The following is a 19,502-nucleotide window of genomic DNA, read 5'->3' on the forward strand; positions in this document are numbered from 1 at the left end:
ACGGGTCATTCGGCGACGGCGTCCGCGTAATCCGCACCCAGGACGACCACGAGCTGCATGCCCTCCTCGCCGAACTCCTCGGACAGCCGCACCTCGGCCTCGGGGAGCTGCTGCGCCACGCCTCGGGCGGCGCCCTCGAGGTCGGCCGACGCGTAGTACACGACGGTCTGCTCGATGTCCGAGCGGTCGGCGTTCGTGGTGATGCCGACGGGAACGCCCGCGGCGGTGAGCACCTCGCCCGCCCGCGCGGCGAGGCCGCTCGTCGTCGTGCCGTTCAGGACCGCGACGGTCACGTCCGGGGCGAGGGTGGGCTCCGCGGTCGGCACGGCCGAGGCCGGCGCCGTCGGCAGGGCGGTGTCGTCGAAGTCGAGTCGCTGGTTGTACGCCGCGACGGCGGCGATGCCCGCCCCGGCCAGCACGACGGTCGCGAGCGCGGCCCACGCGAAGGTCACCCAGCGGCGCCCGCGGCGGGCCGGGGCGCGGTGGGCGCCGACCCGGTCCATGCCGTGCGGGATCGAATCGAACCGGTCGCGGGGGAACTTCTGCACCTGTCGTCCAGTCGGTCGGGGCGCTCAGGCGAGCGGCCGGGCGGTCGGGATGGTTCGGCGCGCACGCGACTGCGCACGTGCGTCGCGCTGCCGCTGCAGGCGACCGATGAGCATCGGGTCGAACCGCAGGGCGGCCGGCGAGTCGACGAGCGCGCCGAGGAGCCGATAGTACCGGGCCGCGGAGAGTCCGAGTTCGTCGCGGATGGCGTCGGCCTTCCGCGCGGGGTCGCGCCACGGCCGCGATTCGAAGGCGAGGATGTCGCGCTGCACCTCGTCGAGCCCATTCGCGTCCATCGCGCCTCGCTTCCCGCATCCGCCGTCGACCACATCCTAGGGAGCGGATGCCGGGAGCCCGCCCCGCACGTCGGCGCGGCCCGGATGCGGGACCCGCTGCCGTCCTCGACCGGCTGCGGCGCAGCCGCCGGGAACACCGTCGCTCCGGGACACGTTGCACTCGACGTCCGGCAAAGCTGCGACGATGGGAGACGCCCATCCGACCCCGAGGAGACTGCATGACGTACCAGGTGGACAAGTCCGACGACGAGTGGCGCGCCCAGCTCGACGACGAGCAGTACGCCGTGCTCCGCGAGGCCGCGACCGAGCGCCCGTGGACGGGCGAGCTGCTCGACGAGGAGCGCGCCGGGATCTACGCATGCGCCGCGTGCAGCAGCGAGCTGTTCAAGTCGGGCACCAAGTTCGACTCCGGCTGCGGCTGGCCGAGCTTCTACGAGTCGGTGCGACCCGAGGCGGTCGAGCTCATCGAGGACACGTCGCTCGGCATGATGCGCACCGAGGTTCGCTGCGCGAACTGCGGCTCGCACCTCGGCCACGTCTTCCCCGACGGCTTCGGCACCCCGACCGGCGACCGCTACTGCATGAACTCGATCGCACTCGAGTTCACGCCCGAGTCCTGAGCGTGGGCGCCGCCCGCGACGCCGTCCTGGCACGTCGCTCCTGGCCGAAGGTGACGGATGACGCGCCGAGCGATGCCGAACTGGTCTCGCTGCTCGAGGCCGCGTCGACCGTCGCCGATCACGCCGCCCTCGCGCCGTGGCGCGTGATCGCACTGCGCGGCGACGCCCGGGCCCGTCTCGGGGAAGCGCTCGTCGAGGCGTCCGGATTCGACGGCGCCGCCGCGGCGAAGCTCGCGGCCAAGCCGCTGCGCGCCCCCCTGCTGCTCGCGCTGGTCGCGATCGCGCGACCGCACCCGAAGGTCCCGGCCTGGGAGCAGGAGGTGTCCGCGGCCGGCGTCGGGCACCTTCTCGCCCTGCTGCTCGACGACGCCGGGTGGGGCGTCATGTGGCGCACGGGACCGTTCACGCGCCATCCGGCGGTGGCGCGGATGCACGGCCTCGCCGACCACGAGCACCTGCTCGGCTGGCTCTACGTCGGCGGCCGCAGCACGGCCGACCGACCGCAGCGTCGCGCCGGGTCCCCCGTCGCGGAGCGGTTCACCGCCCTGACGTGACCTCGCCGGCCTCCTCGGTCGTCACCGTCGGTCCCGCCTCGGCGGCGAGGTGCCGCGCGGGGCGCCAGCGGATGCTCGCGAGCGCGACGGCGACGAGCGCGAGCACGGTCCCGCCGACCGTCGCGAAGCCGACGGGCCGCGCCGAGGTCGGCAGCAGCAGGTCGAGCGCGAGCGCGGCCGCGAGCTGGCCGGCAACGAGGCCGAGCGCGAGCACGAGCACGCCCACTCGCCGGACCAGCACCGCCTGCGCTGCGATGAACACGCACCCGATGGCGCCGCCCGCGTAGAGCCACGGGGCCGTCGGGAACGCGATGGGCCAGCCGACGGATGCCGCGTGCGCGAGCATCACGACGACCAGCACCGCGGTGCCCACCAGGAAGTTCATGAGCGTCGCCGCGAGCGCGCTCGCGGACGCCGTGCGGACGCGGCCGTTCATCGCCTGCTGCCAGGACGCCCCGATGCCGGCCGAGAACGGCAGCAGCATGAGCCAGATCGGCACGGCCCCGGCGACCTGGGCGGACACCGCCCAGCCGATGGCGACGAGCGCCAGTGCGGCCCCCGCGATGCGGGTCGGGCTGAGCGGCCGGCGGCCGCCCGGCCCCAGCCCGATCGCGTCGAAGACGACGCCGCCGAGGGTCTGCCCCGCGACGAACGCCACCGTGAACAGCGCCACGCCGAGCACGCCCGCCGCGAGCCCCTGGGTCGCCACGAACCAGGCGCCGGCGACGCCGCCCAGGAGCATCCACCACGCCAGTCGGCCGGCCCGCAGCGCGCCGCGCAGGCGCACCAGCCCCCGTCGCCCCTCGGGCCAGACGGCCGCGAGCAGCACGAGGATCGCCAGGCCCGAGCCGAACGAGATCGCCGCGGCGACCGAGAAGTCGGCGAGCTCGCGCGCGAGCTCGCCGTTGACCCGCGACTGCAGCGCGACCAGGCCGCCCGTCACGATCGTGAGCGCGATGGCCGCCCACATCGGCATCCGGGAGGACTCGGCGTGCGCGTGGTGGTGGGCGCGGTCCCGGTCGGCGGGCACGGCGGGACGGGATGGCGCCGGGCTCGGCTCCGGGCCGCGGGAGGATCTCGACATCGAGCCGGCTACGGGACTCGAACCCGTAACCACCGCTTTACAAGAGCGGTGCGCTACCAATTGCGCCAAGCCGGCAGGGACCCTGACATCCTACCGATGCGCGGGTCAGGCACGCACGGCGAAGGCCCGGCCGGCGGCCGGGCCCGCGCAGCGCGATCGCGGTCGGGTCAGCCCGCCTCGGGCGTCGGGGTCGGGGTCGGGGTGGCCTCCGACTCCGAGTAGCTCTCGCCGGTGGCCTGCAGGACGAACGCCTGGAACTCGGCAGGGTCCTCGAGCGAACCGACGTACTGCTTGCCGTTGACCAGCACGGTGGGCGTGCCCGTCACCGACGCGAGCTCGGAGTTCGGGATCGGCTGGGTGAGCGCCCGCTCCGTGGCATCCTGCACCCAGCTCTTGAACCGGGTGTCGTCGATGCAGGAGTCCACCGAGGAGGCGGCGCCGGCCTGCGCGGCGATGTCCTTGATCTCGTCGTTCGTGAGCCCAGCGGTGAGTTCCTCGGGCTGGTTCTCGAACATGAGCGCGTTGAAGTCGAAGAACGCCTCGGGCGACTCCTCCGCCACGCATGCGGCGGCGTTCGCGGCGCGGAGCGAGTACTGCGTGCCGGCGGACTTGTTCGTGAGGATCGCGATCGGGTGGATCTCGAGGGTCGCTGCGCCCTGCTCGACCATGGTGCGCATGGTCGCGGAGTTGGTCGTCTCGAACTGACCGCAGAACGGGCACAGGTAGTCGACGTAGACGACGACGTTGGCGACCGTGCCGCTCTCGTCGGGCACCGTGGCGGTCGGCTCCCCTCCGGCGGGGATCGCCGGGGTCTCCACGGCCTCGATGCCGCCCTCGCCGCCGACGAGGAGGATGCCGTCGCTCGCCATGTTCTGCGGACCGGGGCCCTCGGGGCGGACGCTGTTGAAGATCAGGCCGCCGATCAGCGCCGCGACCGCGACGATCGCCAGCACGACACCGCCCTGGATGAGGAACTTGTTCCGACGGTCGCGCTTGCGCTGCTCCTCCCGAAGGACGCGGGCCTTCTCGCGGGCGGCCTCTCGGCGTTGGTTGCGGGTGGGGCGTGGCTCTGATCCGCCAGTGCTCATCGTGGGTCAACTCCGGGTCGCTGTGGGGGCGCGCGCGCATGCGGGCGCACGCACCGAAGAGTGTAGGAGCGATCACTGGGAATCGTCCAAACGACGCCCGGACGCGGGCCGGACGGGGCATCCGCCCCACCCGCCCGCAGGGGGGGTGCGGACGTCACGATGACGGACGACCGGCGCACCCATGGCATACTGAGGAGGCGTCGACATCGAAGTCGACGTTTCCATTCACAACGGATCGTCCGGCACGTACCTGCCGGTGAAGGAGAACAGAACCATGGCGTCAGTCACGTTCGACAAGGCCACCCGCCTGTACCCGGGTGGCACCCGTCCCGCCGTCGACCAGCTCGACCTCGAGATCGCAGACGGCGAGTTCCTCGTCCTCGTCGGTCCCTCCGGCTGCGGCAAGTCCACGTCGCTCCGAATGCTCGCCGGCCTCGAAGAGGTCAACGACGGGAACATCTTCATCGGCGACCGCAACGTCACCGATGTTCCGCCGAAGGACCGCGACATCGCGATGGTCTTCCAGAACTACGCGCTGTACCCGCACATGACCGTCGCGGAGAACATGGGCTTCGCGCTCAAGATCGCGGGCGTCGGCAAGGAGGAGCGCGCTGCGCGCGTCCTCGAGGCCGCGAAGCTGCTCGACCTCGAGCCGTACCTCAACCGCAAGCCCAAGGCGCTCTCGGGCGGCCAGCGCCAGCGCGTCGCCATGGGCCGCGCGATCGTCCGCCAGCCCCAGGTGTTCCTCATGGACGAGCCGCTGTCGAACCTCGACGCCAAGCTCCGTGTCCAGACCCGCACCCAGATCGCCTCGCTGCAGCGCCGCCTCGGCGTCACCACGGTCTACGTCACCCACGACCAGACCGAGGCGCTCACCATGGGCGACCGCATCGCGGTCCTGAAGGACGGCGTCCTCCAGCAGGTCGGCACCCCGCGCGAGCTGTACGAGCGGCCGAGCAACGTGTTCGTCGCCGGCTTCATCGGATCGCCCGCCATGAACCTGTTCCACGCGGAGCTCGTCGAGGGCGGCATCAAGTTCGGCACCGCCACGGTGGACGTGCAGCGCGAAGCGCTCGCGACCGCCTCGAGCAACGTCGTGACCGTGGGTGTCCGCCCCGAGGACATCCAGGTCTCGAACACGCCCGGCGAGGGCCTCGAGGTGAAGGTCGACCTCGTCGAGGAGCTCGGCGCCGACGGCTACCTCTACGGCCACTCCGAGATCGAGGGCAAGCGCACCGACATCGTCGCGCGCGTCGACGGTCGCAGCCACCCGTTCGCGGGCGACACGGTCTACCTGCTGCCGACCCCGAAGCACGTGCACGTCTTCGACGCCGAGTCTGGCGAGCGCCTGCTCAAGGAGGCAGTCGCCAGCTGATCGACTCCGGTCGTCCACGAAGCCGGTCGGGCCCTCGGCCCGGCCGGCTTCGTCGTTCCCCGCTACGCTGGGGCTGATGAGCGGCACTCTCTCGATCACGTCGGCGATGACCGACCCGGCCCTGCTCGACCTCCCGTGGGATCTCCCGCTCGAGGCCTGGCCCAGCGAGCACATCGCCGCGCTCCCCAAGGGCATCTCCCGGCACCTCGTGCGCTTCGCCCACCTCAGCGGACACGTCGTGGCCATCAAGGAGACGACGGCCGAGATGGCCAAGGGCGAGTACGAGATGCTCCGGACGCTGCAGCGCCTCGAGATCCCGTGCGTCGAGCCCGTGGCCGTCATCACGAACCGGACGGACGCCGACGGAGAGGCCCTCGCGCCCGTGCTCGTCACGCGCCACCTCAGGTTCTCGCTACCGTACCGTGCGCTGTTCTCGCAGACCCTCCGGCCCGACACGGCCACGCGACTCGTGGACGCGCTGGCCGTGCTGCTGGTCCGCCTGCACATCATCGGCTTCTTCTGGGGCGACGTCTCGCTCTCCAACACGCTGTTCCGGCGCGATGCCGGCGCTTTCGCGGCCTACCTCGTCGACGCCGAGACCGGCAAGCTCTACGAGGGCGGGCTCTCCAACGGACAGCGCGAGAACGACCTCGAGATCGCCCGCGTCAACATCGCGGGCGAACTGCTCGACCTCGAGGCAGGCGGACGCGTCGCCGACGAACTCGACCCCGTGCGGATCTCGGACGGCATCGTCGACGCCTACCGCAAGCTCTGGAGCGAGCTCACGGGCAGCGAGTCCTTCGGCGTCGCGGAGCGCTGGCGGATCAACGAACGCGTGAACCGGCTGAACGACCTCGGCTTCGACATCGAAGAACTCGCCATCCGCACGGACACCACCGGTACCACGCTGCGCATCCAGCCGAAGGTGGTGGACGCCGGGCATCACCAGCGCCGGCTCCTGCGGCTCACGGGCCTCGACGCCGGCGAGAACCAGGCGCGCCGACTGCTCAACGACCTCGACTCGTACCGTGCCACCTACCGTCGGGACGAGGACGAGGAGATGGTCGCGCACGAGTGGCTCATGCGGGTCTTCGAGCCCGTCGTCCGCGCGGTGCCGCAGGAGTTGCGCGGCAAGCTCGAGCCGGCCGAGGTGTTCCACGAGATGCTCGAGCACCGGTGGTACATGGCGCAGACCGAGGGCCGCGACATCCCCCTCGCCGAGGCCCTCACGGCGTACATCAACGACGTGCTGCGCCACCGCCGAGACGAGGCGACCGTGATCGGCCCGCCCACGGAGGCGATCACTGCGGAGCTCCCGGCGGTCGCGCCCGACACCGCGGCGATCGCCGTGCACGACCCTGACGACGAGGGCGACTGGCGGCTCAAGGTCTGAGGCGCCGGGCGGCCACGCCCCGGCGCCTCCGACGTCCGACGTCGCGGGCTATTCCGCGGATCCGGCGCGCAGCTTGGAGATCTCGTAGAGCGTGACGGATGCCGCGATGCCCGCGTTCAGCGACTCGGTCGCCGCCGAGATGGGAATCGACACCACCGCGTCGCAGGTCTCGGTGACCAGGCGCGAGAGGCCCTTGCCCTCGGAGCCGACGACGACCACGATCGGTCGGTCGGCGAAGTCGAGGCCCGGCAGCGACACGTCGCCGCCGCCGTCGAGGCCGAGCACGAACACGCCGCGCTCCTTCAGCGCCTTCAGCGTCTGCGTGAGGTTCGACGCCATCGCGACGGGCACGCGTGCGGCGGCGCCCGCCGACGTCTTCCACGCGGACGCGGTCACCCCGACCGACCGACGCTGCGGCACGATGACGCCCTGCCCCCCGAAGGCGGCGGTCGAGCGGATGATCGCGCCGAGGTTGCGCGGGTCGGTCACGCCGTCCAGCGCGACGAACAGCGGCGTCTCGCCCGAGTCGACGACCTCGTCGAGCAGGTCGACCGGGTGCGCGTACTCGTACGGCGGGACCTTGAGCGCGATCCCCTGGTGCACTCCGCCCTCGCCGGCCAGCCGGTCGAGCTCGGGGCGCATGACCTCGAGGACGGCGATGCCGCGGTTGGTGGCGACCTTGAGCGCCTCCTTGACGCGGTCGTCCATCTCGATCCGGGCGGCGACGTACAGCGTCGTGGCCGGGATCCGGGAGCGGAGGGCCTCGACGACGGCGTTGCGCCCGGTCACGATCTCGGACTCGTCGCCCGACTTCGACCGGCGCGCCGCACCCGACGCACCGCGCGGGGCGCCGGGCCGCTGCCCGCCGCGCCCGCCGGACTTCGCCGCGGCGCGCTCGGCGGCCGCCTTGCGCTTGTGCGCCTGGTGGTACGGACGATCCTCGGCCTTCGGCGTCGGGCCCTTGCCCTCGAGGGCCTTGCGGCTGTGGCCGCCGGTCCCGACCTTCTGGCCCTTGCCCTTCTTGCGCACGGCTCCCGCGCGAGGCTTTCCGCTGCTGCCCTTCATGAGGTGAGGCTCCAATGCGTTCCGGTCTGGCTGTCTTCGATGGTGATGCCGGCATCGGCGAGCTCGGCCCGGATGCGATCGGCGGCGGCCCAGTCCTTCGACGCGCGCGCAGCGCGGCGATCCTCGATGAGCCGGGCGACGAGCGTGTCGAGCGCGGTCGCCGCGGGCCCGGCATCCGTCGCCCAGAGCCGGTCCGTCGGGTCGATGCCGAGCACCCGGACCATCGCGAGCACCTGCCCGCGCAGGTCGGCGGCGGTCGCGAGGTCCTCGCCGTCGAGGGCCTGGTTGCCGGCGCGCACGGTCTCGTGCAGCACGGCGAGCGCCTGCGGCACGCCGAGGTCGTCGTCCATTGCCTCCGCGAACTGGTCCGGCCACGTCGCATCCGCACCCCCTTCGGCGTAGCGGGTTCCGGCGAGGCGCCGTTCGACGCGCGTGAGGAAGGTCCGGATGCGGTCGACCGCCGCCTCGGACTCGGCGAGCGAGTCGGCCGAGTAGTCGAGTGTCGATCGGTAGTGCGCCTGCCCGAGCAGGTATCGGACCGCGAGCGGCGAGGCGAGCGCCGTCAGCTCGTGCGCGTACACCGAGTTGCCGAGCGACTTCGACATCTTCTGGCCGCCGACGTTCACGAGGCCGTTGTGCACCCAGTAGCGCGCGAAGCCGTCGCCGGCCGCGGTGGACTGGGCGAGCTCGTTCTCGTGGTGCGGGAAGCGCAGGTCGAGGCCGCCCCCGTGGATGTCGAACTCCGCGCCGAGGTAGCGCGCGGCCATCGCCGAGCACTCGATGTGCCATCCGGGACGACCGGGGCCCCACGGCGACTCCCATCCGGCCGAGCGCGGCTCGGTCGGCTTGTGCCCCTTCCAGAGGGCGAAGTCGCGCGGGTCGCGCTTGCCGCGCGGGTCGGAGTCGGCGGCCGCCTCCATGTTCTCGCGCGCCTGCCGGGTCAGCTCGCCGTAGGTCGGCCAGCTGCCGGTGTCGAAGTAGACGTCGCCGGAGCCGTCGGGCGCCGGGTAGGCGTGCCCGCGATCGATGAGCCGCTGGATGATGCGCTGCATCTGCGTGACGCTCGCGGTCGCCCGCGGCTCGTACGTGGGCGGCAGGATGCCGAGCGCGTTGTAGGCGGCGGTGAACTCGAGCTCGACCCGGTACGCGAGCGACCACCACTGCTCGCCGATGCCCTCCTCGGCGGCGGCGTTCAGGATCTTGTCGTCGATGTCGGTGACGTTGCGGACGAACGTGACCGCGTACCCGCTCGCCACGAACCAGCGACGCATGATGTCGTAGACGAGCGCGCTCCGGAGGTGCCCGATGTGGGGGCTCGACTGCACGGTCGGTCCGCAGACGTACATGCCGACGTGCCCCTCCTCGAGGGGCACGAAGTCACGCAGGGCCTGGGCCTTCGAATCGTGGAGTCGCACGGTCACGGGTCAAGCGTACCGGCGCGCCAGCTCGGAGAACGGCTCGCGCGACGCTGCGATCGGGAACGGGCCCGGAGGGATGCGGATCGACTCGCCGACTCACGCCGAGCCCGGGGCCGGGAAGATGACCGCGGTCGCGATCGCGGTGATGCCCTCGCCGCGGCCGGTGAAGCCGAGTCCGTCGGTCGTCGTCGCGGCGACGCTGACGGGCGCGCCGACGATGCCGGTCAGCAGGGTCTCGGCCTCGGTGCGGCGGGGCGCGAGCTTCGGACGAGTGCCGACGACCTGGACGGAGACGTTGCCGATGCGCCATCCGGCCTCGCGCAGCCGTCGCACGGTCTCGGCGAGGAACACCTCGCCGTGCGCGCCGGAGAACCGCGGGTCGTCGGTGCCGAACATGCCGCCGATGTCGCCGAGACCGGCGGCGGCGAGCAGCGCGTCGCAGATCGCGTGTGCGACGGCGTCGCCGTCGGAATGCCCGGAGAGGCCGCGCTCTCCGGGCCAGTGCAGGCCCGCGAGCCAGAGCGGCGTGTCCGGCGCGTCGGCGAAGGCGTGCACGTCGATGCCGGTGCCGACGCGGGTCGGCGCCGAGTGCGCTGGCAGCGCGCGCGGCGCCGACCTCTCGGCCGCTGCGACGGCGGCCCGGCGCTCGGCGAGCAGCTGCTCGGCACGGTGCAGGTCGGACGGCACCGTGACCTTGAATGCGCGCGCGTCGCCCGGAACGACGTCGACCGGCACCCCGGCGGCGGCCACCAGCGCCGCGTCATCCGTGAAGTCGGCCCCGGCCGCCGCGTACGCCGACTCGAGCACCTCCCGCGGGAAGCCCTGCGGCGTCTGCATCGCGGCGAGCTCGGAGCGATCCACGGTCTCCAGGACGTGTCCCTCGCCGTCGACTCGCTTGACCGTGTCGACGACGGGGAGGCCCGGCACGATCCCGTGCCCGCGCGCCTCGACCGCGGCCGCGACCTCGTCGAACACCGCGGAGGGCGCGAGCGGCCGAGCCGCGTCGTGCACGAGCACGACCTCGATCTCGCGCGGGAGTTCGGCGAGGCCGAGCGCCACGGACTCCTGCCGGGTCAGGCCGCCGGCGACGACCACGAGGTCGACGGTTGCCTCGGCCGCGCGCGTCGCACAGCGCTCGCGCACCTCGTCGACGCGATCGGCCGGCGCCACCACGACGACGAACGGCGCCTCGCGCATGCCGAGCACGGCATCCAATGCGACACCGAGGATCGTGTCGTCGCCGAGGGGGACGAGGGCCTTGGGTTCCGGATGCCCGAGTCGCGTGCCGGAGCCGGCAGCGACGACGATGACGGCGACGGTGGAGTCGTTCACGCCTCCACCGTAGTCGCCGTGACACGTCGCTCGCGGGTCGATGGCCCCGCCCGGATCCACCCCGAGACGACGATCGCCGCCGTGCGCGTCAGCGCAGGCGGCGATCGTCGATGGGGCTCGGCCTAGGAGGCGAGCACCTCGTCGAGGACGGTCGATGCCTGCTCCTCGTCGGTCTTCTCTGCGAGCGCGAGCTCGGAGATCAGGATCTGGCGGGCCTTCGCGAGCATGCGCTTCTCGCCTGCGGACAGGCCGCGGTCCTGATCGCGGCGCCAGAGGTCGCGCACGACCTCGGAGACCTTGATCACGTCGCCCGAGGCGAGCTTCTCGAGGTTCGCCTTGTAGCGACGCGACCAGTTGGTCGGCTCCTCGGTGAAGGGGGCGCGCAGCACCTCGAAGACCTTGTCGAGGCCCTCCTTGCCGATCACGTCACGCACGCCGACCAGGTCGACGTTCTCTGCGGGCACCTCGATCACGAGGTCTCCCTGCGTGACGTTCAGCTTGAGGTAGAGCTTCTCTTCGCCCTTGATGATGCGTTTCTTGACTTCGACGATCGTTGCGGCACCGTGGTGGGGGTAAACGACGGTCTCGCCAACCTCAAAAAGCATGAATAGACGTCCTTTCGGCAACTTTCAGGATATCACACCGAGGTAGTGCTAAGGTTCCGCCTCCCCGCCCCGAGGGCGGCGACGCGCTAGGCTACACTCGACTTCGATCACACGCGCGCGGGCGCATTCCGCTGCGCGCACGCTCGTCCTTGGAGGTTCTGTGAAGGCGCGTCTCGCGGCATCCGCTGCACTGGCTCTCGGCATCGCCCTCGGCGGCAGCGGCTGCGCCATGCTGACCTACCAGGCGACCACCGAGAAGTACGACGCGAGCGACGGCGTCTCCGCCGATGTCGGCGCGCTCGACGTGCGCAACGTGCTCGTCGTGAGCGACGACGGCGAGGAGGGCAACCTCGTGCTCTCGGTGACGAACACGAGCACCGACGACGAGACGCTCTCGCTGCAGTTCGTCGACCAGGGCGACACCTTCGAGATCGACGTCGACGGCGGCGAGACCGTCTCCCTCGGCACCGCCGAAGAGGAGCCGCTGCTCATCGAGAACCTCGACGCCGAGGTGGGCGGGCTCGTGTCCGTCTACCTGCAGGCCGGCAGCGCCGAGGGCGTCGAGATCCAGGTGCCCGTCCTCGACGGCCGCCTCCCCGAGTACGAGGACCTCGTCCCGTAGGGACGCCACGACCACGAGAGCGGATGCCGCGGCGCGAGCCGGCGGCATCCGCTCTTCTCGTTCGGGGGCTACGCCTCGAATCGGTAGCCGAGCCCGCGCACGGTCACGAGCTGCACGGGCTCGGAGGGCGTGACCTCGATCTTCGACCGGATCCGCTTGATGTGGACGTCGAGGGTCTTCGTGTCGCCGAAGTAGTCGCTCCCCCACACGCGGTCGATGAGCTGGCCGCGCGTGAGCACGCGGCCGGCGTTGCGCATGAGCAGCTCGAGCAGCTCGAACTCCTTGAGGGGCATCGCGACGGCCTCGCCGTCGACCTCGACGGTGTGGCGGTCGACGTCCATCCTGACCCGGCCTCCCTCGATGACGGCCTCGTCGAGGTCGTCGGGCTCGATGCGGCGGCGCAGCACCGCGCGGATGCGCGCGAGCAGCTCGCGGGTCGAGTAGGGCTTCGTCACGTAGTCGTCGGCGCCGAGCTCGAGCCCGACGACGATGTCCACCTCGGAGTCCTTGGCGGTGAGCATGATGATGGGCACGTTCGAGCTCTGGCGGATCTCGCGGCAGACCTCCGTCCCCGGCAGGCCGGGGAGCATGAGGTCGAGCAGCACGAGGTCGGCGCCGTCGCGATCGAATGCGGCCACGGCGGCGAGGCCGTCGGCGGCGACCTCCACCTCGTAGCCCTCGCGCTCGAGCAGGAAGCTCAGCGGGTCGCTCAACGCGATCTCGTCCTCGACGAGCAGGATGCGGGTCACTCTCGGTCTCCTCGGGATGGCGCGGCCGGAAGTGCCGCGGCGATACGGGTCTTGGCGTCCTGCGCGACGGGTGCCGGCGCGACGGAATCGGGCGCGGCGGCGACGCCGGCCTCGCGGGCGATCGGTCGCTCCGCGAGCGGGAGGCGGATCGTGAACGTCGAGCCGCGACCGGGCCGCGACCACACGCGCACGTCGCCGCCGTGGTTCTGGACCGTGTGCTTGACGATGCTCAGGCCGAGGCCGGAGCCGCCCGTGTTCCGCGAGCGCGCCTGGTCGACGCGGTAGAAGCGCTCGAACACGCGGTCCAGGTCCTCCGGCGCGATGCCGATGCCCTGGTCGGCGATCGAGATCTCCACGGCGTCGTCGTCGACGATGACGCCGACCCCGACCCGCCCGCCCTCGCTCGAGTAGGCGATCGCGTTCGAGATCAGGTTGTGCAGGGCGACGACGAGGAGCGCTTCGTCGCCGTAGACCTCGGCGCGGGACTTCGCCCGGACGGCCACGTCGACGCCCTTCGCCGCGGCGACCACCCGGTTCTGGTCGACCGCGGCGGCGACCACTCGGTCGACCTGGACGAGCTCGTCGCGGCGGAGCGCATCACGCGCCTGCAGCCGGGAGAGCTCGATGACCTCGCCGGTGATGTGCGCCAGCCGGGTCGACTCGACCCCGAGGCGGTCGGCGAAGCGGCGAACCTGCTCGGGCTCGTCGGCGGCCTGGTCGAGCGCCTCGGCGAGCAGGCTCACGGAGGCGATCGGCGTCTTCAGCTCGTGGCTGATGTTCGCGATGAAGTCGCGGCGCACCTCGTCGAGCCGGTGCGCCTCGGTGCGGTCATCGGCGAGGAGGAGCACGAACCGCGTCCCGAGGCGCGCCACGCGGACCTGGAGCTGCATCGTCGCGTCGCCGAACGGGCCCCGCGGGAGTTCGATCTCGAGCGCGGCGGGCTCACCCGTCCGACGCACGCCCGAGACGAGGTCGACCAGCTCGGCGTGCGCGAGCATCTGGTTGCGGACGAGCCCCATCGCGAGGGCGCCCGGCGACGCGCGCAGCACATTGTTGGACGGATCGAGCACGACGCCGGCGGACTCGAGGACGTCGAGCACCTGGTCGACGCCGTCGGGGATCGTCGGTGCCACGACGCGAGCCGCGCTCTGGCCGCGGCGCTCGGCCATGTGCAGCACGACCGTGAACCCGGCCCCGAGGAGGATGCCGAAGGTCAGCGCGACCAGCACCGACCAGGTGGAGTCCATGGCACCACCCTAACCATGCCGGTCACCCCCGCCTCACCCGGGCGGAGGCCGGCCGGGGGTAGGTTAGGGAGAGTTCAGCAGCACGGCACCTGCCGTTCACCTTCGACGGCGAGGATGTCGAGTGCCGGTCAGCGACCGGTCATCCCGCGTGCCCGTCGTGGGAGCCCGAGACCATCGAAGGGGTCAAACACATGCGTGAGGTGTTCCAGCAGGAACTGCGCGAGGTTCAGGACGGCCTCGTCGAGATCGCGACGCTCGTCGCCCAGGCCATCGAGAAGGCGACGCGCGCGTTCAACGAGTCGAACGTCAGCCTCGCCGAGGAGGTCATCGCCGACGACCACCTCATCGACCAGCGCGCCCAGGCGCTCGACGAGCTCGCCATCACGATCCTCGCCCGGCAGCAGCCCGTCGCGCGCGACCTGCGCATCGTCGTCAGCGCGCTGCGCATCTCGGCCTCGCTCGAGCGCATGGGCGACCTCGCGACGCACATCTCGCAGCTGGCGCGGTACCGCTTCCCCGACAAGGTGGTGCCGAAGTCCCTCCGCCCCACCTTCATCGAGATGGGTGCGCTCGACGTCGAGATCGCACGCAAGCTCGTCACCCTCCTCGAGAGCGAGGACGTCGAGTTGGCCAAGGCCATCCGCAACGAGGACGACAAGGTCGACGCGCTGCACCTCTCGGTGTTCGACAAGGTGCTCGGCGAGACCTGGAAGGGCCAGGCCGTCGACACCGTCGACTCGACCCTGGCCAGTCGGTACCACGAGCGGTTCGCCGACCACGCGGTCGCGATCGCGCAGAAGGTCGACTACCTCGCCACCGGCGACTGGGTGCCCGAGCCGGTCGCCTGACGGGGGAACCCGCCCGTCGCACGACGAGGGCCGAGCGGATGCGACATCCGCTCGGCCCTCGTCGTCGTGCTCGTCCGGTTGGCTACTTCTTGCCCTGCGCGGCGACGGCCGCGGCGCCCGCGGCGGCGGCCTCGGGATCGAGGTACTCGCCGGGCTTCGTCGGCATGAAGTCGTCGCCGAGCTCGTAGACCAGCGGGATGCCGGTCGGGATGTTCAGCTCCGCGATGTCGTCGTCGGAGATCCCGTCGAGGTGCTTCACGAGCGCGCGCAGCGAGTTGCCGTGCGCCGTGACGAGCACCGTCTTGCCGGCCTGCAGGTCGGGGATGATGTCGGACTCCCAGTACGGGAGCATGCGTGCGATGACGTCCTTCAGGCACTCGGTGCGGGGCATCTCGTCGTCGGAGAGGTTCGCGTAGCGCGGGTCGCCGACCTGCGACCACTCCGCGTCGTCCGCGAGGGGCGGCGGAGGCGTGTCGAACGAGCGGCGCCAGAGCATGAACTGCTCGGGGCCGTACTTCTCGAGGGTCTCGGCCTTGTCGAGCCCCTGCAGCGCGCCGTAGTGGCGCTCGTTGAGCCGCCACGAGCGACGCACGTCGATCCAGAGCCGGTCCGCGGCCTCGAGCGCGAGGTCCGCGGTCTGGATGGCGCGGGTCAGCACCGAGGTGTGCAGCACGTCGGGCAGGACCCCCTTCTCGACGAGCAGTTCGCCGCCGCGGGTCGCCTCCGCGCGGCCCTGGTCGCTGAGCCGCACGTCGACCCAGCCGGTGAACAGGTTCTTCTGGTTCCAGTCGCTCTGGCCGTGGCGCAGCAGCACGAGGGTGTAGACCATGCGGTCCAGCCTAGCGACCCGGTCGCCCTCGGCCATCGGCGGGGTCGAACCATGACGGATGCCGCCGCCGGCACGGACTGCCGGAGCCGCGTCGGGCTGCGACACTGGAGGACATGCCGGTCGGCTCGGTCACGCGGGGAACGACGAACACGAACCGCCTGCGCCGCGTCGATCGCTGGATCGCGGAGCAGGCGGCGTTCCGCCGTGCCGCCGAGCCGCTCGTGGTCGACCTCGGCTACGGGGCGAGCGGCGTGACCGCGTTCGAGCTCGCGGCGAGGCTCCGCCGCGCCCGACCGGACGTCGAGGTGCTCGGGCTGGAGATCGAGCCGGCCCGCGTGCGCGCCGCGGAGGCGCAGCTCGATGCGGTGCGCGCCGGCCGCACGCCGTTCCCCGACGACCTGCCCGTCTCGTTCGGCCTCGGCGGCTTCGAGGTTCCGGTGCCCGGGGGTGGAAGACCCGCCGTGATCCGCGCGTTCAACGTCCTCCGCCAGTACGACGAGGGCGACGTCGCCGATGCCTGGGCGCGCATGACCGGCCGGCTCGCGCCGGGCGGCCTGCTCGTCGAGGGCACCTGCGACGAGGTCGGCCGGATCTCGAGCTGGGTGGGCGTGACGGATGCCGGCCCGCAGAGCTTCACGATCAGCCTGCGCCTCACCGGCCTGCACGCGCCGTCGGTGGTGGCCGAGCGACTGCCGAAGGCCCTGATCCACCGCAACGTCCCCGGCGAGCGCGTCCACGACCTGCTCGAGGCCCTCGACCGCGGCTGGCGCGTGCATGCGCCGCTGTCCGTGTACGGCCCGTCGCAACGCTGGATCGCGCTCGCGCGAGACCTGCGCGATGCCGGCTGGCCGGTGCGCGACGGCGCTCGGCGCTGGCGTCTCGGCGAGCTCACGCTCGACTGGGCGTCGGTCGCACCCCGCTGAGCGGCGGCTCAGTCGCCCGGAAGCAGTGCCCGTGCCTCGTCGAGGTCGAGCCCGGTCGCGGTGAGGAGGTCGACGAGGTACGGGCGGAGCGCCGCGAGCGTGTTCCTGTCGCCCTGCGAGCCGTCCGGGAGGATCGCGACGGGGTCGAGGTGCTTGAGGATCTCCGAGAATCCCTGCCTCGCGACGGGCTGCTGGGCGACGTCGCGCAGCGACTCGTCGAGCACCTCGACGGCGACGGCGATGCGGGCGACCACGTCGGCGACCTCCTCGCGCGGACGACCGTCCCGGAGGCTCCACTCGACCCGGCGCGCGATGATGCGGAGGTTGCGGGTCGCGAGGTCCACGCCCGAGAGCATCGCCCGCTGCCGCTCCAGGTCGAACCTGGCCCGGCGCACGATCGGCGAGAGGCGGGCGATCGCGATGCCCGAGTCGACGCTCGCCGTCCACGCCTCGACCGCGGGCTGGGTGGCACGAGCGCGAGAGAGCGCCCGCCCTGCGGCATCCGATTCACCCCTGCCGAGTGCGGCGGCCAGCTCGAGCAGGACCGCGACGTGCTCGTCGAGCAGGCGCCGACCGTCGCGGAGCGCCGTGCGCCGCGGATCGCGTGGGATGACCGCGGTCGCGAGGAGCGCGAACGCTCCGCCGACGACGGCGTCGAGCGTGCGGACGAAGGGGCCGCCCTCCGGTGCGGGCACGAGCATCACGAGCGAGCACTGCACGGCAGCGGCGATCGCGAACGAGGCGTTGCCGGACAGGAATCGCGCCACGGCGAGCGTCACCGCCAGCGCGAGCGCGTACTGCCAGATGCCGCTGCCCGCGACGAGCAGCAGCGCCTCGGCGAGGGCGATGCCGAGCGTCATCGCGATGACGGTCTCGAGCACGCGGACGGGCCGCGCATCGCGCACGAACCCCAGCGAGGTGATCGCGACGAGGGCGGAGATGAGCGGCTGCTCGTGCCCGACGACGAACACGGAGAACGAGTACGCCGCGATCGCGGTGACGGTGATCTGCACGATCGCCGGAAGCGAGTCGCGCAGCCGACCGAGACGACCGGCCAGCCGGCCCGCCCCGCCGGGCGAACGGGTCACGGGCGGATGCCGAGCCTCGGCAGGCGGGGCACGTCGACCGCCGCGGCGGCTCCGGCCGGCACGATCTCGACCTGGGACGCGGCGACGTCGATGCCGTGGCTCTCCACGATGAGCTCGAGGTCGGCGGGAACCGAGCGCTTGATCACCGCGAGGGCGATCGGGCCGAGCTCGTGGTGCATCGCCGCCGAGGTGACGGCGCCGACCGCGCGCCGCTCGGGCTCCTCGCCCGGGGCGGGTTCGGGACGGGCCTTGAGCCCGACGACCGGGTCGCCGGGCTTCGGCAGGATGGTGTCGCTGCCGTCGAGGTGCAGCATCACCAGTCGACGCGGCGGCCGACCGAGGTTCACGACCTTCGCGACGGTCTCCTGCCCGCGATAGCAGCCCTTGTGCAGGTCGACCGCGCTGCGCAGCCAGTCGAGCTCGTGCGGCAATGTGCGCTCGTCGACCTCGGTCGCGAAGCGCGGACGCCAGGCCGCGATGCGCAGCGCCTCGAGCGCGAGGGAGCCGGCGACCTCGACGGCCCCCGATCGCACGGCGCCGACGAGGGCCCCGAGCGCATCGCGCGCCACGATCGCCTCGGCGTAGTTCCAGCCGGCACCCGCGTGGCCGTCCTCCGGGGCGTACCCGTATCCGTCCGGGAGCACCTGCCGCCACGGATCGCGCCAGACCAGGGCGCCGTCGGGGAGCTCGACCGGGAACCCGTCGTCGCGCGGCATCGCCGCCACCACGGCGAACCCGTCGCTCACGTCGGCGACCTCGACGCGCAGCATGAACCGCATGCGATCGAGCCAGGTCGCGAGCGACGGCGCCGCGTCGCCGTCGAGCACCAGCCACGTACGCTCGCCGTCGTCCACGACGTGCACGGCATGCTCGACGTGGCCCGACGCGTCGAGGAACAGCGCCTCGGCGCTCTCGCCGGGAGCGAGGTGGTCGAGCGCTCGGCTCGCCATCGAGTTCAGCCACGACCGCCGGTCGGGACCGGTGACGGTGAGCACGCCGCGGTCCGACAGGTCGACGATCGCGCGCCCCTCCTCGAGCCGGCGCTGCTCGACCATCGGGTTGCCGTAGTGCGCGGCGACCGCCTCATCGGGCGCATCCCCGACGACCGCGCCGGGCAGCGCGAGGAACGGCGAGCCGGACATCAGTCGACCTTCGCGAGCCGGGCGGACGCGTGCGTGCGCAGGTCCTGGCCGAGTGCCGCGATGTCCCACGCCCAGAGGAGGTGGTTCTCGACGAGCCCGTAGAGCCTGGTCGCCGCGGCGTACTCCTTCGCACCGGCGGTGCGCATGACGGCATCGGTCGCGAGGTCGATGCGCGGTCCCTTCACCTGGCCGAGGTAGAGCTCGCTCACGCCGCCCGGATGCACGATCGAGACCTCGAGGTCGAAGCCGCCGGCGTCGTTGCGCAGCGTCTCGACGGCCTCGGCGTCGGGGAACCGGGTCGCGCCGACCGCGGGAAGCATCGCCGGGCCCTGGTCGCCTTCTCCGAGCGGACGGGCGAGGCGCCAGTAGCCGGTCTCCGCGGCGAGCGGCGTCGGCTCGCCGTCGGCATCCGACGGGAACAGCCACGTGTAGGACGTGTAGTTGAGGTACGGCAGGCCGTCGTGGCTGAAGCTCACGCGCTGTCCGAACTCGTGGGTGACCGAGCCGTCGCCGATGGCGTAGTCGATCACGCCGGAACCCTCCCAGACCCCGATGAGCCAGGAGAGCGGAACGAGCTCCGCTGGGAGGTCGACCGGCAGTTCGATCACGATCTAGCGCTGGCCCTTGAAGAGCTTGTAGACGACGACGCCGCTGATCCAGGCGATCGTGAGGCTCGCG

The 19,502-nt window shown here is 72.2% G+C and carries 21 protein-coding genes and 1 tRNA gene; 7 read left to right on the plus strand and 15 right to left on the minus strand.

Annotated features, from left to right (window positions below):
- Window positions 1–5 precede the first annotated feature (5 nt).
- The gene (locus GJR97_RS10455) at window positions 6–548 is read right to left on the minus strand and encodes a LytR C-terminal domain-containing protein (protein ID WP_154346433.1); all 543 of its coding nucleotides are present in this window, start codon (window positions 546–548) and stop codon (window positions 6–8) included.
- Between the two features lie 24 nt (window positions 549–572).
- A complete protein-coding gene (locus GJR97_RS10460; protein ID WP_154346434.1) occupies window positions 573–842 on the minus strand; it encodes a DUF3263 domain-containing protein in 270 nt (89 codons plus the stop codon).
- A gap of 218 nt (window positions 843–1,060) precedes the next feature.
- Here GJR97_RS10460 and msrB point away from each other — a divergent pair, with 218 nt between their 5' ends.
- Both msrB and GJR97_RS10470 read left to right on the plus strand, forming a co-directional pair.
- The gene (gene msrB, locus GJR97_RS10465) at window positions 1,061–1,462 is read left to right on the plus strand and encodes a peptide-methionine (R)-S-oxide reductase MsrB (protein WP_154346435.1); all 402 of its coding nucleotides are present in this window, start codon (window positions 1,061–1,063) and stop codon (window positions 1,460–1,462) included.
- Window positions 1,463–1,464: 2 nt separating this feature from the next.
- A complete protein-coding gene (locus GJR97_RS10470) occupies window positions 1,465–2,016 on the plus strand; it encodes a nitroreductase family protein (protein WP_324613388.1) in 552 nt (183 codons plus the stop codon).
- On the opposite strand, the gene GJR97_RS10475 is transcribed toward GJR97_RS10470, so the two are convergent.
- The 3 genes from GJR97_RS10475 to GJR97_RS10485 all read right to left on the minus strand — a co-directional run bounded on the left by GJR97_RS10475 (window position 2,000) and on the right by GJR97_RS10485 (window position 4,188).
- A complete protein-coding gene (locus tag GJR97_RS10475; RefSeq protein WP_195760672.1) occupies window positions 2,000–3,046 on the minus strand; it encodes a DMT family transporter in 1,047 nt (348 codons plus the stop codon). The genes GJR97_RS10470 and GJR97_RS10475 overlap by 17 nt on opposite strands.
- A 56-nt stretch (window positions 3,047–3,102) precedes the next feature.
- Window positions 3,103–3,175: transfer RNA gene (locus tag GJR97_RS10480), tRNA-Thr, on the minus strand.
- Window positions 3,176–3,267: 92 nt separating this feature from the next.
- Window positions 3,268–4,188: a DsbA family protein gene (locus GJR97_RS10485; RefSeq protein WP_154346437.1), complete on the minus strand. Its 921-nt coding sequence runs from the start codon at window positions 4,186–4,188 to the stop codon at window positions 3,268–3,270.
- A gap of 274 nt (window positions 4,189–4,462) precedes the next feature.
- Between GJR97_RS10485 and GJR97_RS10490 the strand changes: the two genes are divergently transcribed.
- Window positions 4,463–5,563, plus strand: coding sequence for an ABC transporter ATP-binding protein (locus GJR97_RS10490; protein ID WP_154346438.1), 1,101 nt, complete (start codon window positions 4,463–4,465; stop codon window positions 5,561–5,563).
- A gap of 76 nt (window positions 5,564–5,639) precedes the next feature.
- Window positions 5,640–6,956, plus strand: a complete 1,317-nt coding sequence (locus tag GJR97_RS10495; RefSeq protein WP_154346439.1) for a DUF4032 domain-containing protein — start codon at window positions 5,640–5,642, stop codon at window positions 6,954–6,956.
- 48 nt (window positions 6,957–7,004) lie between these two features.
- Here the strand turns inward: GJR97_RS10495 and rlmB are convergent, their stop codons facing one another.
- From rlmB to GJR97_RS10515, 4 genes are all read right to left on the minus strand, one after another.
- Window positions 7,005–8,021 carry a 23S rRNA (guanosine(2251)-2'-O)-methyltransferase RlmB gene (gene rlmB, locus GJR97_RS10500; RefSeq protein ID WP_154346440.1) on the minus strand — a complete coding sequence of 339 codons (1,017 nt, stop codon included), beginning with the start codon at window positions 8,019–8,021 and terminating at the stop codon, window positions 7,005–7,007.
- Window positions 8,018–9,442, minus strand: a complete 1,425-nt coding sequence (cysS, locus tag GJR97_RS10505; protein WP_324613389.1) for a cysteine--tRNA ligase — start codon at window positions 9,440–9,442, stop codon at window positions 8,018–8,020. The genes rlmB and cysS overlap by 4 nt, the downstream gene beginning before the upstream one ends.
- A gap of 93 nt (window positions 9,443–9,535) precedes the next feature.
- Entirely contained in the window at window positions 9,536–10,813 is a 1,278-nt protein-coding gene (ispD, locus tag GJR97_RS10510) for a 2-C-methyl-D-erythritol 4-phosphate cytidylyltransferase (protein WP_407643597.1), read from the minus strand.
- Window positions 10,814–10,893: 80 nt separating this feature from the next.
- A complete protein-coding gene (locus tag GJR97_RS10515) occupies window positions 10,894–11,376 on the minus strand; it encodes a CarD family transcriptional regulator (RefSeq protein ID WP_067948714.1) in 483 nt (160 codons plus the stop codon).
- A 160-nt stretch (window positions 11,377–11,536) separates the two neighbouring features.
- Here GJR97_RS10515 and GJR97_RS10520 point away from each other — a divergent pair, with 160 nt between their 5' ends.
- Entirely contained in the window at window positions 11,537–11,998 is a 462-nt protein-coding gene (locus GJR97_RS10520; protein ID WP_154346441.1) for a hypothetical protein, read from the plus strand.
- A gap of 68 nt (window positions 11,999–12,066) precedes the next feature.
- Here GJR97_RS10520 and GJR97_RS10525 read toward each other — a convergent pair whose 3' ends face one another.
- Both GJR97_RS10525 and GJR97_RS10530 read right to left on the minus strand, forming a co-directional pair.
- Complete coding sequence (locus GJR97_RS10525; protein ID WP_324613391.1) at window positions 12,067–12,747, minus strand: response regulator transcription factor; 681 nt, start codon at window positions 12,745–12,747, stop codon at window positions 12,067–12,069.
- Window positions 12,744–13,994, minus strand: a complete 1,251-nt coding sequence (locus GJR97_RS10530; protein WP_154346442.1) for a sensor histidine kinase — start codon at window positions 13,992–13,994, stop codon at window positions 12,744–12,746. The genes GJR97_RS10525 and GJR97_RS10530 overlap by 4 nt, the downstream gene beginning before the upstream one ends.
- Window positions 13,995–14,185: 191 nt before the next feature.
- Between GJR97_RS10530 and phoU the strand changes: the two genes are divergently transcribed.
- On the plus strand, window positions 14,186–14,842 hold the full coding sequence (gene phoU / locus GJR97_RS10535) for a phosphate signaling complex protein PhoU (protein ID WP_154346443.1): 657 nt from the start codon (window positions 14,186–14,188) through the stop codon (window positions 14,840–14,842).
- A gap of 82 nt (window positions 14,843–14,924) precedes the next feature.
- Here phoU and GJR97_RS10540 read toward each other — a convergent pair whose 3' ends face one another.
- Window positions 14,925–15,671, minus strand: coding sequence for a phosphoglyceromutase (locus GJR97_RS10540; protein ID WP_154346444.1), 747 nt, complete (start codon window positions 15,669–15,671; stop codon window positions 14,925–14,927).
- Between the two features lie 113 nt (window positions 15,672–15,784).
- Here GJR97_RS10540 and GJR97_RS10545 point away from each other — a divergent pair, with 113 nt between their 5' ends.
- On the plus strand, window positions 15,785–16,594 hold the full coding sequence (locus tag GJR97_RS10545; RefSeq protein ID WP_154346445.1) for a class I SAM-dependent methyltransferase: 810 nt from the start codon (window positions 15,785–15,787) through the stop codon (window positions 16,592–16,594).
- An 8-nt stretch (window positions 16,595–16,602) separates the two neighbouring features.
- On the opposite strand, the gene GJR97_RS10550 is transcribed toward GJR97_RS10545, so the two are convergent.
- Genes GJR97_RS10550 through GJR97_RS10560 form a run of 3 tightly spaced genes read right to left on the minus strand, consistent with a single transcriptional unit; the run spans window position 16,603 to window position 19,432 of the window.
- Window positions 16,603–17,682: an FUSC family protein gene (locus tag GJR97_RS10550; RefSeq protein ID WP_324613392.1), complete on the minus strand. Its 1,080-nt coding sequence runs from the start codon at window positions 17,680–17,682 to the stop codon at window positions 16,603–16,605.
- Window positions 17,679–18,824, minus strand: a complete 1,146-nt coding sequence (ygfZ, locus tag GJR97_RS10555) for a CAF17-like 4Fe-4S cluster assembly/insertion protein YgfZ (RefSeq protein ID WP_154346446.1) — start codon at window positions 18,822–18,824, stop codon at window positions 17,679–17,681. Before ygfZ ends, GJR97_RS10550 begins: the two co-directional genes overlap by 4 nt.
- On the minus strand, window positions 18,824–19,432 hold the full coding sequence (locus tag GJR97_RS10560) for a nitrobindin family protein (RefSeq protein ID WP_129233641.1): 609 nt from the start codon (window positions 19,430–19,432) through the stop codon (window positions 18,824–18,826). Before GJR97_RS10560 ends, ygfZ begins: the two co-directional genes overlap by 1 nt.
- Window positions 19,433–19,502: the final 70 nt, after the last annotated feature.

It is taken from the genome of Agromyces kandeliae, assembly GCF_009674665.1.
Lineage (GTDB): Bacteria > Actinomycetota > Actinomycetes > Actinomycetales > Microbacteriaceae > Agromyces > Agromyces kandeliae.

What these genes read in the sequence shown, in the direction of transcription:
- GJR97_RS10460 (WP_154346434.1), bottom strand. Translation starts at nt 842, where the DNA reads ATGGACGCGAATGGGCTCGACGAGGTGCAGCGCGACATCCTCGCCTTC.
- msrB (WP_154346435.1), top strand. Translation starts at nt 1,061, where the DNA reads ATGACGTACCAGGTGGACAAGTCCGACGACGAGTGGCGCGCCCAGCTC.
- GJR97_RS10485 (WP_154346437.1), bottom strand. Translation starts at nt 4,188, where the DNA reads ATGAGCACTGGCGGATCAGAGCCACGCCCCACCCGCAACCAACGCCGA.
- GJR97_RS10490 (WP_154346438.1), top strand. Translation starts at nt 4,463, where the DNA reads ATGGCGTCAGTCACGTTCGACAAGGCCACCCGCCTGTACCCGGGTGGC.
- GJR97_RS10495 (WP_154346439.1), top strand. Translation starts at nt 5,640, where the DNA reads ATGAGCGGCACTCTCTCGATCACGTCGGCGATGACCGACCCGGCCCTG.
- rlmB (WP_154346440.1), bottom strand. Translation starts at nt 8,021, where the DNA reads ATGAAGGGCAGCAGCGGAAAGCCTCGCGCGGGAGCCGTGCGCAAGAAG.
- GJR97_RS10515 (WP_067948714.1), bottom strand. Translation starts at nt 11,376, where the DNA reads ATGCTTTTTGAGGTTGGCGAGACCGTCGTTTACCCCCACCACGGTGCC.
- GJR97_RS10530 (WP_154346442.1), bottom strand. Translation starts at nt 13,994, where the DNA reads ATGGACTCCACCTGGTCGGTGCTGGTCGCGCTGACCTTCGGCATCCTC.
- phoU (WP_154346443.1), top strand. Translation starts at nt 14,186, where the DNA reads ATGCGTGAGGTGTTCCAGCAGGAACTGCGCGAGGTTCAGGACGGCCTC.
- GJR97_RS10540 (WP_154346444.1), bottom strand. Translation starts at nt 15,671, where the DNA reads ATGGTCTACACCCTCGTGCTGCTGCGCCACGGCCAGAGCGACTGGAAC.
- GJR97_RS10545 (WP_154346445.1), top strand. Translation starts at nt 15,785, where the DNA reads ATGCCGGTCGGCTCGGTCACGCGGGGAACGACGAACACGAACCGCCTG.
- ygfZ (WP_154346446.1), bottom strand. Translation starts at nt 18,824, where the DNA reads ATGTCCGGCTCGCCGTTCCTCGCGCTGCCCGGCGCGGTCGTCGGGGAT.